This is a genomic window from Escherichia sp. 93.1518 (assembly GCF_013368915.2).
Classification (GTDB): domain Bacteria; phylum Pseudomonadota; class Gammaproteobacteria; order Enterobacterales; family Enterobacteriaceae; genus Escherichia; species Escherichia ruysiae.
Window position 1 is genome coordinate 116,010 of sequence record NZ_JABWMT020000005.1, and the last position, 19,079, is coordinate 135,088.

Sequence of the window (19,079 nt, forward strand, 5' to 3'; positions counted from 1 at the left end):
TCGGATCAGGTGTGTTATCCGACCAAACTCACACCCCATATCCCATCATTTTCAGCAGTTTCTGCGCGTGCTGTACCGCAGCCTGACGGTGGGCAACGCCGAGTTTTTGATACAGATTGCGGATATGCGTTTTGATGGTGGTCGCTGCTACTTCCAGTTCGCCCGCAATTTGTTCGTTACTGTAACCGGAGTAAATCAGCCCCAGCACCTGCCATTCGCGTTGGGTCAATGGGCTGGTGCGGATCAGTTCCGGCACTTCCGGGTGATTTAGCAGACGTTCGACAAAGCTCTCGTCAAAGTGAGCGAACTTGTGTCGGTGATGTTGATTGATTTCCCGCAGGATACGCTGCGCGCGGTGCTGTTCCAGTTCCGGCAGCGTATTGAGCTGAATCAGCTGGCGTAACTGCTGCGCCATCGCTTCGCCTTCGATGACAAAATGACTGATAAATCCGGTGCGATTCGCCAGTTTTAATGCGTCCAGCAGCACGCGCTGAGCGTCGCTTTTACGTCCGGCCTGCCAGTACAACTGATTGAGCAACAGCAGGTTGCGGTTCAGGTCGCTCATTAACCGCAGACTGCGGGCATTTTCGTTGAGTTCTTCGAGGACAATTTCCGCAGGTTCAAACTCGCCGAGTAAAATTTGTGCACGGGCAATGTTGCGCCATTGGCCTTGCAGGAAGTGGTTGTTCGCAAACTCCGGTTTGGCCGTGTGACGCAACCAGTTGGCAGCGGCGGCTTTGTCGCCGGTCATTTGCCAGTAAATCACCCGTACTTTGTTGGCGTTAGAGATCCAGTCGCTGTGATATTTGCCATTCCCCAGCAGGTTTTCCAGGCGGTTAAGTTGGCTGCGGGCGTTATCCAGATCGCCACGAGCCAGCGAGCATTGAATTAACATTGCCAGGCACTGAAGCTGTTGCTGAGGCTGATAAGAAGATAAAACTTCGATCCCGCTACGCGCCGAGGCTTCGGCTTCATCCAGCCGTGCCCATGCCCATAACAGTTGCGCACGGATGCGTACCAGAAACTCATGCATCGGCAACTGTTCCAGATGCTGTTCGTTAATCAACTGGAACGCTTTTTCCTGCGTTTCCCACGCAGTTTGCAGGAACCCCTGGGCAAACAGAATTTCGCTTTGCTGGATTAAACTCCACAAGGCGTAGTGCCAGACATCATGCTGGCGCGCCATTTGCTCGGTTTGCTGCATAAGCGCCAGCGAGCGGGTAAGTTCACCTTTACAGTGCAACACTTCGCCAAGTACAGAGGTTGCGACAATGCGACTGTAGAACCAGCCCGGAGGCAGTTCTTCCAGTGCCTGTTTTGCCAGTCGTTCGGCTTCTTCCGGATTACCGTCGTTAATGGCTACCTGGGCGCGCAGAGCGTTAAATTCTGCGTGCATGGTGCCTTCCCTGATGCCCTGGATCTCGTGTTCGGCTCGTGCCAGCAGGGTATTTACTTCGCCGTAGCGATGTTGGCTTTGCATCAGCCACGCCTGCAATAACACCAACTGCGGATTTTCCAGCAGGCTGTCCCACGGCAGGGCCTTAAGCGACTCTTCCAGTAGCGACAGTTCGCTGTGGTTGAACAAACTCCAGGCGTGATTCAGCAGAATATCGCGCAGCATCAAAGCGTCGCCTGCCGCCAGCGCATGATGAATGGCTTCGCTGGGAAAACCTTGCTCCATCCAGCTTTCTGCGGCGGCACGGTGGATTTCCGGCAGTTCCGCCGCCAGTTCCCACTGGCAGCGTTGGCGCAGGAAGTTGCCAAACAGCGGGTGATAGCAGAACCACTCGCCAGTATCATCCATCCGTTGCAAAAACAGCCCCTGACGCTCAATCTCCTCAAGACGCATTTGCCCGTTTTCTTCGCCGGTCACGCGGGTGATTAGCGCATCATTCATCGAGCGCAAAATGGCGCTTTTTAGCAGGAAATGACGAGTGGTCAGATCAACGTTATCTAACACCTCATCGACCAGATAATCAGAAAGATGACTGGCATTGATGCCCGACAGACGACGCGCTGATTTATGTGCCGAGTGGGTATTTTGCCTTGCTGAAAGCGCGATTAGCTGCAACGCCGTCGCCCAGCCGGACACGTCATCGCAAATCCGACTGCTTTCTGCGGCTTCAATCGGCGATGACAGACGGCAATCAAAAAACTGCTTCGCTTCCTGATGGGTAAATGTCAGTTGCTGGCTGCCAATTTCCAATAGTTGGTCACGCACGCGCAGATTGGCAATGCCCAACTGCGGAAGGTTGCGTGACAGCACCACCAGAGTGAGATTTTCTGGTTGATGGCGAATGAAGAAGCGCATTGATTCGTGGATCACCGGATTGGTGATCAAATGGTAATCGTCGATCACCAGGTAAAGTGGGCTATGCCATTCCGCCAGTTCGATGAAAAGCTGGGCAAACAGTGACGTCAGACTGGCATATTGCCGTTTTTGCGTCATTGTTTCACTGATGGCGCAGTGCCCGCTGGTTGCCTGTTGCACGGCGGCGATCAGATAGCTGGCGAAACGTTCTTGCTGGTTATCGCCTTCATCAAGCGAGTACCAGCCCAAATCGTTTTTTCCTGCCGCCCATTGGGATATGAGCGTTGTCTTCCCGTAACCCGCAGGACTTGTGATTAGCACCAGCCTGAAGTTGTTCGCGCCGGAAAGTTTAGCCAACAGGCGCTCACGAACCACAGTATGGTCGAGTCGAACCGGACGACTTAATTTTGACGGAATCAGCATAGTTAATCACTTCACTGTGGAAATTGAGGAAATATTATTTTTTTTGCGCTTCGTAATTAATAGTTATAAGTTCGGTCAGAAACCTGTGCAATGCAAGCGATGACGATTTTTTATGTGTCTGAATTTGCACTCTGTCACAATTCCAAATCTTTATTAATACTTCATCTTAAAACAAGGCAAATGCAGCGTGGATACTGGATTTTAGGGTGTTTTCTTTCAGTTCAAAAGCCTTATTAAAGCAACGATACCGCCTTAATTCCTGATGAAAGGTCTATCTAAAAAGTTGATCTTAATAAATCTATTAACAGTGAGATGACCCTCAATGGATATTTCATTACTGAAACTATTTCGCCGCTTTACTTAATTTATAGAGTTGCTTTCCGCTTTTTGATAATACGCAACGACCATTTCTTACTGTTAATAGCAGGTTTTCTGCGCTCTCTGGCATTGAGCTGATGCTTTTGCAGTTGATTGCACTACCTTTAAGTGGTCGTGATCACATTTTCTTGCTCATCCCCGTCACTCCTCCCCGCCTAATCCCCCGTAGGATGAGGAAGGTCAACATGGAGCCTGGCAAACTAACGATAACGTTGTGTTTAATATCTAAGAAAACTGGAACTCCTATGTCACAACCCATTTTTAATGAAAAGCAATTTCAGGAAGCCCTGTCACGCCAGTGGCAGCGTTATGGTTTAACTTCTGCGGCTGAGATGACCCCTCGCCAGTGGTGGTTGGCAGTGAGTGAAGCCCTGGCGGAAATGCTGCGAGCCCAGCCTTTCGTTAAACCGGCGGCGAATCAGCGCCATGTTAACTACATCTCAATGGAGTTTTTGATTGGGCGTCTGACGGGCAACAACCTGTTAAATCTCGGCTGGTATCAGGCTGTTCAGGATTCACTGAAGTCTTATGACATCAACCTGACTGACCTGTTGGAAGAAGAGATTGATCCGGCGCTGGGTAACGGTGGCCTGGGGCGTCTGGCTGCGTGTTTCCTCGACTCAATGGCGACTGTCGGGCAGTCTGCCACTGGCTATGGTCTTAACTATCAGTATGGTTTGTTCCGTCAATCCTTTGTCGATGGTAAACAGTCTGAAGCGCCAGACGACTGGCATCGCGGCAACTACCCGTGGTTTAGCCATAACGAAGCTCTGGATGTGCAGGTGGGCATCGGCGGCAAAGTGACGAAAGAGGGGCGCTGGGAACCGGAATTTACCATTACCGGGCAAGCGTGGGATCTTCCAGTGTTGGGCTACCACAACGGTGTGGCACAACCGCTGCGTTTATGGCAGGCGACTCATGCTCATCCGTTCAATCTCACCAAATTTAATGACGGTGACTTCCTGCGTGCCGAACAACAAGGCATCAATGCTGAAAAACTGACCAAAGTTCTCTATCCAAACGATAACCACACTGCGGGTAAAAAGCTGCGCCTGATGCAGCAATACTTCCAGTGTGCCTGTTCGGTGGCGGATATTCTGCGTCGCCATCATCTGGCGGGGCGTAAACTGCACGAACTGGCAGATTACGAAGTCATTCAACTGAACGATACCCACCCGACTATCGCTATTCCAGAACTGCTGCGCGTGCTGATCGATGAGCACCAGATGAGCTGGGATGACGCCTGGGCAATCACCAGCAAAACTTTCGCTTACACCAACCATACTTTGATGCCAGAAGCTCTGGAGTGCTGGGATGAGAAACTGGTAAAAGCCCTGCTGCCGCGCCATATGCAGATAATCAATGAAATCAACAACCGTTTTAAGAAACTGGTGGAAAAAACCTGGCCGGGTGATAAAGCGGTGTGGGCAAAGCTGGCGGTTGTGCATGACAAACAGGTTCGCATGGCCAATATGTGTGTGGTAAGCGGCTTTGCGGTGAACGGTGTGGCGGCGTTGCACTCGGATCTGGTGGTGAAAGACTTGTTCCCGGAATATCACCAGCTGTGGCCGAACAAATTCCATAACGTCACTAACGGCATTACCCCACGTCGCTGGATCAAACAGTGCAACCCGGCACTGGCGGCGCTGCTGGATAAATCACTGAAGAAAGAGTGGGTTAACGATCTGGATCAACTGATCCATCTGGAAAAATTTGCCGATGACGCGAAATTCCGTCAGCAATATCGCGAGATCAAACAGGCGAATAAAGTCCGTCTGGCAGAGTTTGTGAAAGCCCGTACCGGTATTGAGATCAATCCGCAGGCGATTTTCGATATTCAGATCAAACGTCTGCATGAGTACAAACGCCAGCACCTGAATCTGCTGCATATTCTGGCGCTGTATAAAGAAATTCGCGAGAACCCGCAGGCCGACCGAGTACCGCGCGTCTTCCTCTTCGGCGCGAAAGCGGCGCCTGGCTACTACCTGGCGAAGAATATTATCTTTGCGATCAATAAAGTGGCTGACGTGATCAACAACGATCCGCAAGTTGGCGACAAACTGAAGGTGGTGTTCCTGCCGGATTATTGCGTTTCGGCGGCGGAAAAACTGATCCCGGCGGCGGATATCTCCGAGCAGATCTCCACTGCAGGGAAAGAGGCTTCTGGTACTGGCAACATGAAACTGGCGCTCAACGGCGCGTTAACCGTGGGTACGCTGGATGGCGCGAACGTTGAAATTGCCGAAAAAGTCGGTGAAGAAAACATCTTTATTTTTGGTCATACCGTGGAACAAGTGAAGGCAATTCTGGCCAAAGGCTACGACCCGGTGAAATGGCGGAAGAAAGATAAGGTTCTGGACGCCGTGTTGAAAGAGCTGGAAAGCGGTAAATACAGCGATGGTGATAAACATGTCTTCGACCAGATGCTGCACAGTATAGGCAAACAAGGCGGCGATCCGTATCTGGTGATGGCGGATTTCGCAGCCTATGTAGAGGCACAAAAGCAGGTGGATGTGCTGTACCGCGACCAGGAGGCCTGGACTCGCGCGGCGATCCTCAATACCGCCCGCTGCGGTATGTTTAGCTCGGATCGCTCTATTCGCGATTATCAGGCTCGTATCTGGCAGGCAAAACGCTAAGGAAGCTCGATGGAAAGCAAACGTCTGGATAATGCCGCGCTGGCGGCGGGGATCAGCCCCAATTACATCAATGCCCACGGTAAACCGCAGTCGATTAGCGCCGAAACCAAACGGCGTTTGCTTGACGCGATGCATCAACGTACCGCCACGAAAGTGGCGGTAACGCCAGTCCCGAATGTCATGGTTTATACCAGCGGCAAAAAAATGCCGATGGCGGTAGAAGGCAGCGGCGAATATAGCTGGCTGCTGACCACCGAAGAAGGTACTCAGTACAAAGGGCACGTGAGCGGTGGTAAAGCGTTCAATCTACCGACGAAGCTGCCGGAAGGTTATCACACGCTGACGCTTACCCAGGACGAACAGCGCGTGCATTGCCGGGTGATTGTCGCCCCGAAACGTTGTTACGAACCGCAGGCGTTGCTGAATAAACAAAAGCTGTGGGGGGCCTGCGTTCAGCTTTATACGCTGCGCTCGGAAAAAAACTGGGGCATTGGTGATTTTGGCGATCTCAAAGCGATGCTGGTGGATGTGGCAAAACGAGGCGGGTCGTTCATCGGTTTGAACCCGATTCATGCGCTCTATCCGGCAAACCCGGAAAGCGCCAGCCCGTATAGCCCGTCTTCTCGCCGCTGGCTGAATGTGGTTTATATCGACGTTAACGCCGTCGAAGATTTCCATCTTAGCGAAGAGGCACAGGTCTGGTGGCAGATGCCGACCACACAACAGACGCTGCAACAGGCGCGGGATGCCGACTGGGTCGATTACTCCACGGTTACCGCCCTAAAAATGACAGCATTGCGGATGGCGTGGAAAGGTTTCGCGCAACGTGATGATGAACAGATGGCAGCGTTTCGCCAGTTTGTTGCAGAGCAGGGCGATAGCTTGTTCTGGCAGGCAGCGTTTGACGCGCTACATGCACAACAAGTGAAAGAGGACGAAATGCGCTGGGGTTGGCCAGCATGGCCGCAGGCGTACCAGAATGTGGATTCACCAGAAGTGCGTCAGTTCTGCGAAGAACATCGTGATGACGTCGATTTTTATCTCTGGTTGCAGTGGCTGGCTTACAGCCAGTTTGCCGCCTGCTGGGAGATAAGCCAGGGCTATGAAATGCCGATTGGTTTGTACCGTGACCTGGCAGTTGGCGTAGCGGAAGGCGGCGCGGAAACCTGGTGCGACCGCGAGTTATATTGCCTGAAAGCATCGGTTGGCGCGCCGCCGGATATCCTCGGCCCGTTAGGGCAGAACTGGGGATTGCCACCGATGGATCCGCATATCATCACTGCGCGCGCTTATGAACCGTTTATCGAGCTGTTGCGTGCCAATATGCAAAACTGCGGCGCGTTGCGAATTGACCATGTAATGTCGATGCTGCGTTTGTGGTGGATACCGTATGGCGAAACGGCGGATCAGGGGGCATATGTTCACTATCCGGTGGATGATCTGCTCGCTATTCTGGCGCTGGAAAGTAAACGCCATCGCTGCATGGTGATTGGCGAAGATCTTGGCACGGTGCCAGTAGAGATTGTCGGTAAGCTGCGCAGTAGTGGGGTTTACTCCTACAAAGTGCTCTATTTCGAAAGCGATCACGAGAAGACGTTCCGCGCACCAAAAGCGTATCCGGAGCAGTCGATGGCGGTCGCGGCAACACACGATCTGCCTACGCTGCGTGGTTACTGGGAGAGCGGGGATTTAACGCTGGGCAAAACGCTGGGGCTGTACCCGGATGAAGTGGTGCTGCGCGGTTTGTATCAGGATCGCGAACTGGCGAAGCAAGGGCTGCTGGATGCGCTGCATAAATATGGCTGTCTGCCAAAACGTGCCGGGCATAAGGCATCACTGATGGCGATGACGCCGACGCTTAATCGTGGCTTGCAACGCTATATTGCCGACAGTAATAGTGCCCTGTTAGGGCTACAGCCAGAAGACTGGCTGGATATGGCGGAACCTGTAAATATTCCTGGCACCAGTTACCAGTATAAAAACTGGCGACGTAAGCTTTCCGCAACACTTGAGTCGATGTTTGCTGATGATGAGGTGAACAAGTTGATTAAGGATCTGGACAGGCGGCGCAGAGCGGCAGCGAAGAAATAATTTAGGAAGTGCCTGGTACACGTTACCAGGCTTTTTTTCAAGGAAAAATGATATGGACATGTTAGTCAAGGCAGACCTTGAAGATAAGATAAAAGAAAAATATACGATTGGTGACTATGAATTTGATGAAGTAAATAAATGCTTTTGGGGTGATACAGAAATCGAATTGTATCTCTATGAAGTAGATACAGATATCTGGCGAAGCTGCGATGTATGGTACTTTGATGGCTATGAAAATGGATTATCCGATCATGAGACTGAAGACCTTGTTTTCTTTGGTGATAAGGCTTCTGTAAAGAGTAAAGCCATTAAAAAATTTAATGAAAATCCCCCGGAGTTTATGGGATACAAGATATTTTATAGAAATATAGCCATTGTCTTCGAAACGCGAAGGCATCTGTTATAAGCGGCACAGAGCGGCAGCGAAGAAGAAGTAGAGTGCGGTTGATGCCGGATGCGATGCATCCGGCCATCAGTATTATCAAATCACCATATTCAGCAGCAGGCAGCCTACCAGACCACACACTGAGATAATGGTTTCCAGCATCGACCAGGATTTGATGGTCTCGCCGATAGTCAGGTTAAAGTACTCTTTGAACAGCCAGAAGCCCGGATCGTTCACGTGAGAGAAAATCACACTACCGGAACCAACCGCAATAACCATCAGCTCCGGGCTAACACCTGTCGTTGCAATCAGCGGCGCAGCGATACCACCCGCAGTGATTGCCGCAACGGTTGCAGAACCCAGCGCGATACGCAGCACAGCGGCAATAGACCACGCCATCAGCAGCGGAGAAATGTTGGTTTCATGCATCATGGAAGCAATGTATTTGTCCACGCCGCTGTCTACCAGCACCTGCTTGAACGCACCGCCACCACCGATGATCAACAGCATCATCGCGATGATTTTGATGGAAGAAACCAGCGTGTCGTTAATCTGATCCATCGAACGACCACGGTTCAGACCAAAGGTGAACATCGCAATCAGCACGGCAATCAATGTCGCCATCACCGGGTCACCGAGGAACTCTGCTACCGGCAGGAAAGCGTGACCTTTCGGCAGGATCATTTCAGCGATGGCACGCATCGCCATCAGTACAACCGGCACCAGAGAAGTCCAGACGCTGACGCCAAAGCTCGGCATCTCTTCTTCGCTAAAGGTTTTCGCACTGTACAGACCTTCCGGGATCGGCTTATCAATGCCTTTCAGCACGCGAGCGTAAACCGGACCCGCGAGAATCACGGTCGGGATCGCCAGAATAGTACCGTACAGCAGGGTTTTACCCATATCGGCATTGAAAATGGTGGCAATCGCAGTCGGGCCCGGATGCGGCGGCAGGAAGCCGTGGGTCACAGACAGTGCAGCCGCCATTGGTACACCAACATACAGCAGCGGGATATTGGCAGCAGCAGCGATGGTGAATACCAGCGGCAGCATCAGCACGAAGCCTACTTCATAGAACAGGGCAAAACCGACGGTAAAACCGGTCAATACCACTGCCCACTGGATGTGTTTTTTACCAAATTTGGCAATCAGCGTGGTGGCGATACGTTGCGCGCCGCCACAGTCTGCCAGCATTTTGCCCAGCATTGCGCCAAAGCCCATGATCAGGGCAAGGCTACCGAGCGTCCCGCCGACACCGGCTTTGATAGAGCCAATAACTTTATCCAGCGGCATCCCTTGCATTAATCCAACAGCAAGCGCCACCAGGACGAGAGCGATGAAGCCGTTCATTTTGAAGCGGATCATCAGGAGTAATAACAAGATAACACCGATAGCAACAATGACTAATGGCATGATTTACCTGGCCTTTAATTTGTTATGGGTAACGTCAGGTTTCTGACGACAAATCCTGGTTGTCCCAACTGGGAACAGAGATATAACGGCACCACGGCTGATGACCCCTAAAACGTATTAGTGTAGTCAGATGTTATGAGTGTGTTTGGTGCCCATGAGAATGATACGGGTAACATAATGCGCTTGAGAATCACCAGAGCGGGGTAAATTTAAATTATGAGAGGTTGGTCATATTATCGTGGGGAAACGAAGGGGGACGGAGTAAAGCTGCGCCATAAGAACAACGAAAGCCCGATAAGACACTTTAGCGTCGCATCGGGCAATCTACAAAAGAGGGGATAACTTAGTAGTAAGAGTGTTCGCCGCGCTGGTGTTCGGTGAGATCGCGCACACCTTTCAGTTCCGGGAATTCGTTCAGCAGCTGCTTTTCGATCCCTTCTTTCAGCGTTACGTCGACCATGGAACAGCCGTTACAGCCGCCGCCAAATTGCAGAATGGCGTAACCGTCTTCGGTGATTTCCATCAGCGAAACGCGACCACCGTGACCGGCAAGCTGCGGGTTAATCTGCGATTGCAGCATATACTCGACGCGCTCCATTAGCGGCGCATCGTCAGCCACTTTACGCATTTTGGCGTTCGGTGCTTTCAGCGTTAGCTGGGAACCCAACTGGTCGGTAACAAAGTCGATCTCTGCATCTTCCAGGTATGGTGCGCTTAACTCATCAACATACGCGGTCAGCAGGTCAAATTTCAGGGCGGTGTCGGTGGCTTCCACAGCGTCCGGCGGACAATAAGAAACGCCGCATTCAGCGTTAGGTGTGCCAGGGTTAATCACAAATACGCGGATTTGTGTCCCTTCTTCCTGGTTTGCCAGCAGTTTGGCAAAGTGCGCTTGTGCAGCATCGGAAATACGGATCATAGTAATGGCCTAATAGTTGACTATTTTAGTTGGTTATAATACGCCCATCATCGAGGCTCTACAAGGTTCGACAAAGGCACCAGACCTGGACAGTCGCCGCACCATTGCGTAAAAGCAACTGCGCAATCTCTGCGACGGTACTTCCGGTGGTAACGACATCATCCACAATCACCATATGGAGACCTTGCACGGGCAATTCAAGGCGAAAGGCATTTTTCAGGTTGCGCTTGCGCAGACGGGCGTTGAGAAAATGCTGGGTTGCAGTGGCTCTTGTTCGTGTGACGGCTTCGCTATCCCATTGGCAGTGCAACCAGCGTGATAACGGCTGACACAGCAAATCGCTCTGATTAAATCCCCGACGCCAGTGGCGATGCCGCCATAACGGGACACTGACGATACGATCCGGCAGATGTAATTCGCTGGTGCGACGGGCGTGTAAGACTTCCAATAGTAACAAACGTGCTAGCGCACTGGCGATTTCACTGCGCCGGGAAAACTTAAGCTGGTGGATGAGCGGACTTAAGGGCGGCGCATAGTTGGCAACAGTGAGCAGTCTTTGCCACGGCGGCGGTTTTTGCAGACAGCGACCACAGGGAAGATGTGAGTGTGTAGAGGGTAATCCACATTGCGGGCATAGCATTTTATCTGTACGTGCGGCGCGGGAGCAGACCGAGCAAATCCCCCAATGACCTAGCGCCAGCGGCATTCGGCATAGCCAGCATAATCCCGGTACTGTTAGCATATGTTCATCCTTGTGAGTCAAAAGAGAACAATAGAGGATGAATAACATCTGGTGGCAGACCAAAGGTCAGGGGAATGTTCATCTTGTGCTGCTGCACGGATGGGGACTGAATGCCGAAGTGTGGCGTTGCATTGACGAGGAACTTAGCTCGCATTTTACGTTACATCTTGTTGATCTGCCTGGTTTCGGGCGCAGTCAGGGATTTGGTGCGATGTCGCTTGCTGACATGGCTGAAGTCGTGCTGCAACAGGCACCGGATAAAGCCATTTGGTTAGGCTGGAGCCTGGGCGGGCTGGTGGCAAGTCAGATTGCATTAGCCTATCCCGAGCGTGTTCAGGCGCTGGTCACCGTGGCGTCGTCACCTTGTTTTAGTGCCCGCGATGGGTGGCCGGGGATAAAACCGGACGTGCTGGCGGGTTTCCAGCAGCAACTCAGTGATGATTTTCAGCGTACAGTGGAGCGGTTCCTGGCGTTACAAACCATGGGTACTGAAACGGCGCGCCAGGATGCGCGGGCGCTGAAGAAAACCGTTCTGGCATTACCGATGCCGGAGGTTGAGGTGCTCAATGGTGGGCTGGAAATCCTGAAAACGGTCGATCTTCGTCAGCCGCTGCAGAACGTACCAATGCCGTTTTTGCGATTGTATGGTTATCTCGACGGTCTGGTGCCGCGCAAAGTAGTGCCGATGCTGGATGAACTCTGGCCGCACAGCGAATCATATATCTTCGCCAAAGCGGCCCATGCGCCGTTTATTTCACATCCAGACGAGTTTTGTCAGCAGCTGGTAGCGTTGAAGCAGAGGGTGTAGGTGGCTTTAGAAATGGCGAGACAGAACTTTCCTGACTCGCCGCAGCCAACTCTTCTTCTGACACCCCGGTAAAGCGCATGATATCTGCAAGAGGGACTCCGGATTACAGCATTCTTTTGGCGGTATCCAGGGCTTCCAGGCGTCGACCCAATAAATAACCAATCAGGTAACTAATAAGATATTCTCTTTCTGCATCTGTCATTAAAACCATCCTTTACGTTATTGATGATTTATTTCAGCAAGGTCTTCAACCGTCAGGCTGGTAAATCGCAGAACGTCCTCAAGAGAGACTCCGGCATCCAGCATGGTTTTGGCAATATTTAGGGCGTTGGTACGTATACCTTTCTGAAACCCTTCCTGCCGCAATCTTTCCGCAATAGTCATTAAACTCTCCTTGTGTTTCGGTGAACGTTCGGCAACGCCGTCGATAAAATCGTTAAAACGTACCGCGTCGCCTGTTTGCAGTATGTAATTAAACAGTCCTTTGATTTGTCTGTCATTAGCGTACCCACTACTTAATAAGCAAGCCATTTGCTCTACCAGCCCCATCAGGTCGCGTTGACGAATATGTTTTTGAATTAACTCCAGCAGCGCCATGCGTCGGTGCTGCATGATTTCATCATCAGGCATGACGGTGACATCAATCAGCGGAAATGCAGAGGCATAAAGCTGCCTTGCCAGTTTGGGATCGGCGAAACAATCCAGCCAACACAGCGAATAGGGATAGGGGCTTTCAATGCCGTGGTAAAACAACAACGGTACGACCATCGGCAACGTTTTGTATCCTGCATCAAGGTGGTTTTGCATTGCGGCAATGGCATAACGCATCATGCGAAATGCGATCAATTTGTTTGAGGTGCTTTGATGTTCAATCAGGCAATAGATGTATCCTGGCCCTTGCTCCGTTTTCACCGACCACAGCACGTCGGAATAGCTTTCACGCAGATCGTCATTCGACTCCAGCTTGAGGGTTTTCATATCACAGAGCGCGTGAATGGGGGCCGGTAAATGGAACGCAAGGAAATCACGTGCCGTGTCCGGTTGGCGTAAAAAGAGTTTGAACAGCGCATCGTGTAGGGTGGAACTCTGCTTTTTGCTCATGGCGTTCCTTCACCTGTTTTTTTGAATGCCGTGACTTTACGCGCCACTCCACGGCTATGCATTAGCGAGTTTTCATCCTTGCGAGACACTTTCAGAGGAACTTACGCCACTCTGCAAGAGTTGCATTTTTATGGAAAGCCGCACGCAAAAAAGCCCGGTAGCTAATGCATACCGGGCTTTTCAAAACGAACGATGGAACAAGGTTAACGCAACATCCACCACTCACGCAGACAGGCTTTTCCTTCCGGGCAGCTTTTACAACTGCCAGAGAGGCAGCCATCAGGTTCTTCCTGAATCCGTACCGCTTTGCCCATATTTTCCAGCTGTTGCAGCATAGCGTTAATCATCGGCTGCGGGGTGTTCAGCGTCTGGCTGATCTGGGTCGCTTCCATACGACCCCGTAACGCCAGCAAATCACGCACCTGAATGAGCGAAGCCATTGCCGTGTCCTTAGTGGCAATCGCCAGTGGTGCTGGCTGCGCAGCAACTGCTTACCGTTTTGCGGCTTGCCAGTAGTTCGATATCGACCCGACTACGCGCGCGGCGCAGCAGACCGATAACCACGATGTTAAACAGGACAACCGCCAGAATGCACACCAGGCTGTAAGTTGGGTGCTGGCTGTAGCTGGCGACCTGATAGAACAATGTTGCCAGCGAGTAAGCGATATTTAGCCCCCACAGGATGGAGAAGCCCATCCAGCCACGGCTTGATTCACGGGCAATGGCACCCATCACCGAAATACACGGTACATACAGCAGGACGAATATCAGATAGCTGTAAGCTGCCGCCGCGCTACCGAATTTCTCATCCATCACGCCCATTGCCCCAGTACCCATTTCGCCGTCGCCTTTGCTGGCTTCAATTGGGTTCATCAGTACGCTAAGACTGAAGGTGTCTTTCAGGCTCTGCCAGGTTTCATCTACTGCGCTGAACAGCTCTTCACCAAGGTTAAATTCCGCCGGATTGAACTCTTCGTCCTGAATGTTTTCTGCGGTATAGAGAGTGTTGAGCGTACCGACCACCACTTCTTTCGCCATTGCGCCAGTAAACAGTCCAACCGTTGCCTGCCAGTTATCTTCATGCACGCCAATCGGCTTGAAGACTGGAGTGATCACACGGCTGACAGAGGCCAGCGCCGAGTCGTTGATGTTATCGACGATTTTCCCACTCAGCGAGAAGCTGTTGAAGGCGCTCAGGAAAATGCTAACGATGATAATCACTTTACCGGCGCGCAGGACGAAGCCTTTCAAACGCTGCCAGGTCTGGATAATCAGGCTCTTAATGTGTGGTACGTGATAGACCGGCAGCTCCATGACAAACGGCGTCGCTTCACCGCGCATAATGGTGTATTTGAGCATCAGTCCCGTCAGTACCGCCATCACAATACCGATGACATACAGCGAGAACACAGCCAGTGCGCCATTCTGCCCGAAGAACGCGGCAGCAAATACTGCGAAGATTGCCAGACGAGCACCGCAGGACATAAACGGTGCCATCATGATGGTCATCAGGCGTTCACGTGGTGCATCAAGGGTTCGTGCGCCCATTACCGACGGTACGTTACAACCAAAACCGACGATCAACGGCACAAAGGATTTACCCGGCAAGCCTAACGCCTGCATCAGACGATCCATCACAAATGCCGCACGCGCCATATACCCGGAGTCCTCGAGGAAGGAGAGGAACAGGTACATCATGCCGATCTGCGGCACCAGTGGCAGAACGGTGTTAATACCGCCACCCAGGCCCTGGGCGAGGAAGATAGTTAGCCAGTCCGGGAAGTGGAGCGTGTAGCCAATCCACTGAATACCATGCACAAAGAGTGCCACGGAACCGACGTCAAACAGCGGCTGTAGCGCCCCGCCGATGTTGATAGCCAGCAGGAACATCAGATACATCACAAAGAGGAAAATCGGCAGACCAAGGAATCGGTTGAGCACGATTTTATCCACTGCCGTGGTGAAACGGCTGGGTTCTGCCGTCAGGGTATTGCTTACCACATCGCAGATGGCAGCAATACACTGGTAACGTGCATCGGCAATGTGCAGCGCCGGATCGTCCATCTCATTACGCAGACGGGCGAGGGCAGCATCCAGATGCTGCGACGCTTCACCGGCGTAGGCGCGGCTGTAGATATCGCCTTCCAGCATTTGCAGACCCAGCCAGCGGCGATGTTTCAGCGGGATGTCCGACGGCATCACTTTCGCCAGCGCATCGGCTTCATTGATTAGCGGCTGCGCGTAATGCACCAGTTCCACATTCTCGTTGGCTTTATAGCGGTCAATCGCCAGTTTCAGAGCTTCAATACCGCGACCACGCGTGGAAACCAGCGGGATCACCGGGCAGCCAAGACGCGCCGACAGCGCATCAATTTCAATGCGAATATTTTGCTTCTCGGCAATGTCGAGCATGTTCAGCGCCACGATGCAGGGAATGCCGAGTTCCAGCAGTTGCAGTGTCAGGTACAGGTTACGCTCAAGGTTAGACGCATCCACCACGTTAATCAGCAGATCGGCGTCGCCACTCAAAATGTAGTGACAAGCGATTTGCTCATCCAGCGAAGTTTGCGATGAGATGGTCGTCAGAGAATAAGTACCAGGCAGGTCAACCAGAGTGACCTGATGATCGGTGGTGGAGAACTGACCCTCTTTACGTTCGACGGTAACGCCAGCCCAGTTCCCTACACGCTGGCGTGCACCGGTGAGCTGGTTAAATAAAGTTGTCTTGCCAGAATTTGGATTACCAATTAAGCCAATGGTTAATTTTTTCATTGTTATTCTTACCGTATTAACAGGAAACCGCTTCCACTTCTAATAAGGCCAGATCTTTTTTGCGTAATACCAGGCTCACACGACGGGTTTCGATATGAATGGGATCGCCGAGTGGAGCGACGCGCACCACATTAAAAGAGGAGCCAGGTAACATGCCAAGAGAAAGCAGTTTTTGGCGATATGCCGGGCTGATTTCACGGGAAAAGCCAGTGATTTTCCACGCAGTATCTGGAGTGTATTGCATAAGGGCCTACTTGTTTCTCATTAACTGGATAACTACCTCATGGGGCGTTTGACAGCGACATGAGACCAGATGATTTGCCAACGAAGGAGAGATTAAATAATCAACAATACAATGATAATGAGAATGGTTTCTATCAGCAATACTTAAAATGTGTGCGAATGTTGGTTTAGATAATAATCTGACTCAATGTTGATGTGGCTCAAGGTTATATCGGAGCAAAAATATAACTCGAATGGCGAATTATTAGGGCTGGTTAATGTTTAATTAAGGTTTTAATTGTTAATGCAGTGATAAATATTAGCAAAAATATATTGTGGATTTAGCTGTGGAATAAAAATGCCGGAGATAATTTCCGGCATTTTTATGTCAGGCAAGGTGCTCGTTGTGAGTTGCCAGATGCGGCGTGAACGCCTTATCTGGCCTACGATTTCGTGCAAATTCGAACCGTAGGCCAACCAGGATGTTTAACGTTTTTTGCCCATTGCCGCCGCCAGCGCATCCATCATCGCGCTATTACCGGCAGGCTGCGCTTCACGACCGCGCGGTTTGGCTGCCGGGCGGTTGTTTTGCGGGCGATCGTTACCGCCGCTGCGACGGGCGTTGGTTTCACCTGGCTGCTCATCCAGACGCATGGTCAGGGCGATACGTTTACGCTGAAGATCCACTTCCAGCACTTTCACCTTCACAATGTCACCCGCTTTCACCACGGTGTGCGGATCTTCCACAAACTTGTTCGACAAAGAAGAGATGTGAACCAGGCCATCCTGATGCACGCCGATATCGACAAACGCGCCAAAGTTGGTGACGTTGGTGACAGCACCTTCGAGGATCATACCCGGTTGCAGGTCGTTCATTGTCTCGACGCCATCGGCAAACTGAGCGGTTTTAAATTCTGGACGCGGATCGCGACCCGGTTTTTCCAGCTCTTTGATGATGTCGGTTACCGTCGGCACACCGAATTTCTCATCGGTAAAGTCAGAGGCTTTCAGGTTACGCAGCTCGCTGCTGTTACCCATCAGATCTTTCAGCGCCTGCTGCGTTGCCGCCAGAATGCGTTCCACCACTGGATAGGCTTCCGGGTGAACGGTAGAAGCGTCAAGCGGGTTATCACCGTGGTTAATACGCAGGAAGCCCGCGCACTGCTCAAAGGCTTTTGGCCCCAGGCGGCTCACTTTTAACAGTTGCTGACGGTTCTGGAACTGACCGTTCTCGTCACGCCAGGCAACAATGTTTTGCGCCATCATGCGCGTCAGGCCCGCCACGCGAGTTAACAGCGGAACAGAAGCAGTGTTGAGATCGACGCCAACGGCGTTTACGCAGTCTTCTACTACTGCGTCCAGTTTGCGGGCCAGTTGCGTCTGGCTGACGTCATGCTGATACTGACCCACGCCGATAGATTTCGGATCGATTTTCACCAGCTCTGCCAGCGGATCCTGCAAACGACGGGCAATAGATACCGCGCCACGCAGAGAAACATCCAGATCCGGGAATTCCTGCGCTGCCAGTTCGGAAGCGGAGTAAACGGATGCGCCTGCTTCGCTGACGATCACTTTCTGCGCAGTCACTTGCGGGAACTGCTTCTGCACGTCGAGATAGAAACGCTCGGTTTCGCGGGAAGCCGTACCGTTACCAATTGCCACCAGCTCAACGTTATGTTTTTCACACAAAGCGGCAACGGTCATCGCCGCTTTTGCGGCTTGTCCGGTGTGCGGATAAATGGTGTCGGTCGCTACCAGTTTGCCGGTTGCATCGACCACCGCAACTTTTACCCCGGTACGCAGACCCGGATCGAGCCCCATCGTCGCACGCAGTCCTGCTGGGGCTGCCATCAACAGATCGTGCAGGTTACGGGCAAATACGTTGATTGCTTCATCTTCCGCACGTTCGCGCACGGTGCCCATCAGTTCTGTTTCCAGGTGCATCAGTACCTTGATGCGCCACGTCCAGCTCACCACGCCTTTGCGCCAGCTATCCGCCGGGGCATTGTTCAGGCGCAGGCCAAGGTGATCCATGATGATTTGCTCGCAGTAGCTCTCTTTGGGCGGCTCATCGAACTGTGGATCGGCATTCAGCGAAAGCTGAAGTACGCCTTCGTTACGCCCACGGAACATCGCCAGCGCGCGGTGAGAAGGCACCGTGGACAGCGGTTCGTGATGATCGAAATAGTCGCGGAATTTCGCCCCTTCCTCTTCTTTACCGCTCACCACCGTAGAAACCAAATGCGCGTTCTTCCACAGATAATCACGCACTTTTGCCAGCAGCGCGGCATCTTCGGCAAACCGTTCCATCAGGATATAGCGCGCGCCGTCCAGCGCAGCTTTGGTATCTGCCACGCCTTTATCGGCATCAACATATTGTGCAGCGGCGACTTCTGGCGTGTGTGACGGATCGTTCCACAGCAGGTCGGCCAACGGCTCAAGACCTGCTTCAATGGCGATTTGCCCACGGGTACGACGTTTGGGTTTGTAGGGCAGGTAGAGGTCTTCGAGTTCGGTTTTGCTTAAGGTGGCGTTGATGGCATTCGCCAGCTCATCGGTGAGTTTACCTTGCTCAGAAATAGACTTGAGGATCGCCTGACGTCTCTCTTCCAGTTCACGCAGGTAGCTCAGACGCGTTTCCAGATTACGCAACTGCGTGTCATCCAGACCGCCGGTGATTTCCTTACGATAACGTGCGATAAACGGCACGGTATTCCCTTCGTCAAGCAGGCGAACGGCGGCTTCAACCTGTTCCGGGCGCGCCTGAATTTCACCCGCAATAATGCGGCAGAACGAATCATTCATCATGGTTTGAGTTCATCTTTTCGGATCAAAAATCAGGGGATAGTTATACGGACTGGCTGGCAAAAATGCC

13 protein-coding genes are annotated in these 19,079 nt (G+C 52.0%); 4 read left to right on the forward strand and 9 right to left on the reverse strand.

The features are described 5' to 3' along the window. Window positions 1–28: 28 nt before the first annotated feature. Complete coding sequence (gene malT / locus HEN21_RS05555; protein WP_176251739.1) at window positions 29–2,734, reverse strand: HTH-type transcriptional regulator MalT; 2,706 nt, start codon at window positions 2,732–2,734, stop codon at window positions 29–31. Between the two features lie 623 nt (window positions 2,735–3,357). Here malT and malP point away from each other — a divergent pair. The 3 genes from malP to HEN21_RS05570 are packed head-to-tail and all read left to right on the forward strand — an operon-like array spanning window position 3,358 to window position 8,248. Then, on the forward strand, window positions 3,358–5,751 hold the full coding sequence (gene malP / locus HEN21_RS05560) for a maltodextrin phosphorylase (protein ID WP_176251740.1): 2,394 nt from the start codon (window positions 3,358–3,360) through the stop codon (window positions 5,749–5,751). Between the two features lie 9 nt (window positions 5,752–5,760). Beyond that, complete coding sequence (gene malQ / locus HEN21_RS05565; protein ID WP_176251741.1) at window positions 5,761–7,842, forward strand: 4-alpha-glucanotransferase; 2,082 nt, start codon at window positions 5,761–5,763, stop codon at window positions 7,840–7,842. Between the two features lie 52 nt (window positions 7,843–7,894). After that, window positions 7,895–8,248, forward strand: a complete 354-nt coding sequence (locus HEN21_RS05570) for a hypothetical protein (protein WP_000367402.1) — start codon at window positions 7,895–7,897, stop codon at window positions 8,246–8,248. A gap of 75 nt (window positions 8,249–8,323) precedes the next feature. Here the strand turns inward: HEN21_RS05570 and gntT are convergent, their stop codons facing one another. From gntT to gntX, 3 genes are all read right to left on the reverse strand, one after another. After that, window positions 8,324–9,640: a gluconate transporter gene (gene gntT, locus HEN21_RS05575; protein ID WP_001131743.1), complete on the reverse strand. Its 1,317-nt coding sequence runs from the start codon at window positions 9,638–9,640 to the stop codon at window positions 8,324–8,326. A gap of 343 nt (window positions 9,641–9,983) precedes the next feature. Then, window positions 9,984–10,559 (reverse strand): Fe-S biogenesis protein NfuA, encoded by a 576-nt coding sequence (gene nfuA, locus HEN21_RS05580; RefSeq protein WP_000619389.1) that lies wholly within the window; start codon window positions 10,557–10,559, stop codon window positions 9,984–9,986. Window positions 10,560–10,617: 58 nt separating this feature from the next. After that, on the reverse strand, window positions 10,618–11,301 hold the full coding sequence (gene gntX, locus HEN21_RS05585; RefSeq protein ID WP_010352788.1) for a DNA utilization protein GntX: 684 nt from the start codon (window positions 11,299–11,301) through the stop codon (window positions 10,618–10,620). 37 nt (window positions 11,302–11,338) lie between these two features. Here gntX and bioH point away from each other — a divergent pair, with 37 nt between their 5' ends. After that, complete coding sequence (bioH, locus tag HEN21_RS05590) at window positions 11,339–12,109, forward strand: pimeloyl-ACP methyl ester esterase BioH (protein ID WP_176251742.1); 771 nt, start codon at window positions 11,339–11,341, stop codon at window positions 12,107–12,109. Between the two features lie 219 nt (window positions 12,110–12,328). Here the strand turns inward: bioH and rpnA are convergent, their stop codons facing one another. The 5 genes from rpnA to HEN21_RS05615 form a co-directional block, all read right to left on the reverse strand. Next, window positions 12,329–13,210, reverse strand: a complete 882-nt coding sequence (gene rpnA / locus HEN21_RS05595; RefSeq protein WP_176251743.1) for a recombination-promoting nuclease RpnA — start codon at window positions 13,208–13,210, stop codon at window positions 12,329–12,331. A gap of 203 nt (window positions 13,211–13,413) precedes the next feature. Continuing rightward, complete coding sequence (gene feoC, locus HEN21_RS05600) at window positions 13,414–13,650, reverse strand: [Fe-S]-dependent transcriptional repressor FeoC (protein WP_000157593.1); 237 nt, start codon at window positions 13,648–13,650, stop codon at window positions 13,414–13,416. Window positions 13,651–13,660: 10 nt separating this feature from the next. Beyond that, entirely contained in the window at window positions 13,661–15,982 is a 2,322-nt protein-coding gene (gene feoB / locus HEN21_RS05605; protein WP_000737001.1) for a Fe(2+) transporter permease subunit FeoB, read from the reverse strand. A gap of 16 nt (window positions 15,983–15,998) precedes the next feature. Next, window positions 15,999–16,226 carry a ferrous iron transporter A gene (feoA, locus tag HEN21_RS05610; protein ID WP_001200455.1) on the reverse strand — a complete coding sequence of 76 codons (228 nt, stop codon included), beginning with the start codon at window positions 16,224–16,226 and terminating at the stop codon, window positions 15,999–16,001. 464 nt (window positions 16,227–16,690) lie between these two features. After that, a complete protein-coding gene (locus tag HEN21_RS05615) occupies window positions 16,691–19,012 on the reverse strand; it encodes a Tex family protein (RefSeq protein WP_176251744.1) in 2,322 nt (773 codons plus the stop codon). Window positions 19,013–19,079: the final 67 nt, after the last annotated feature.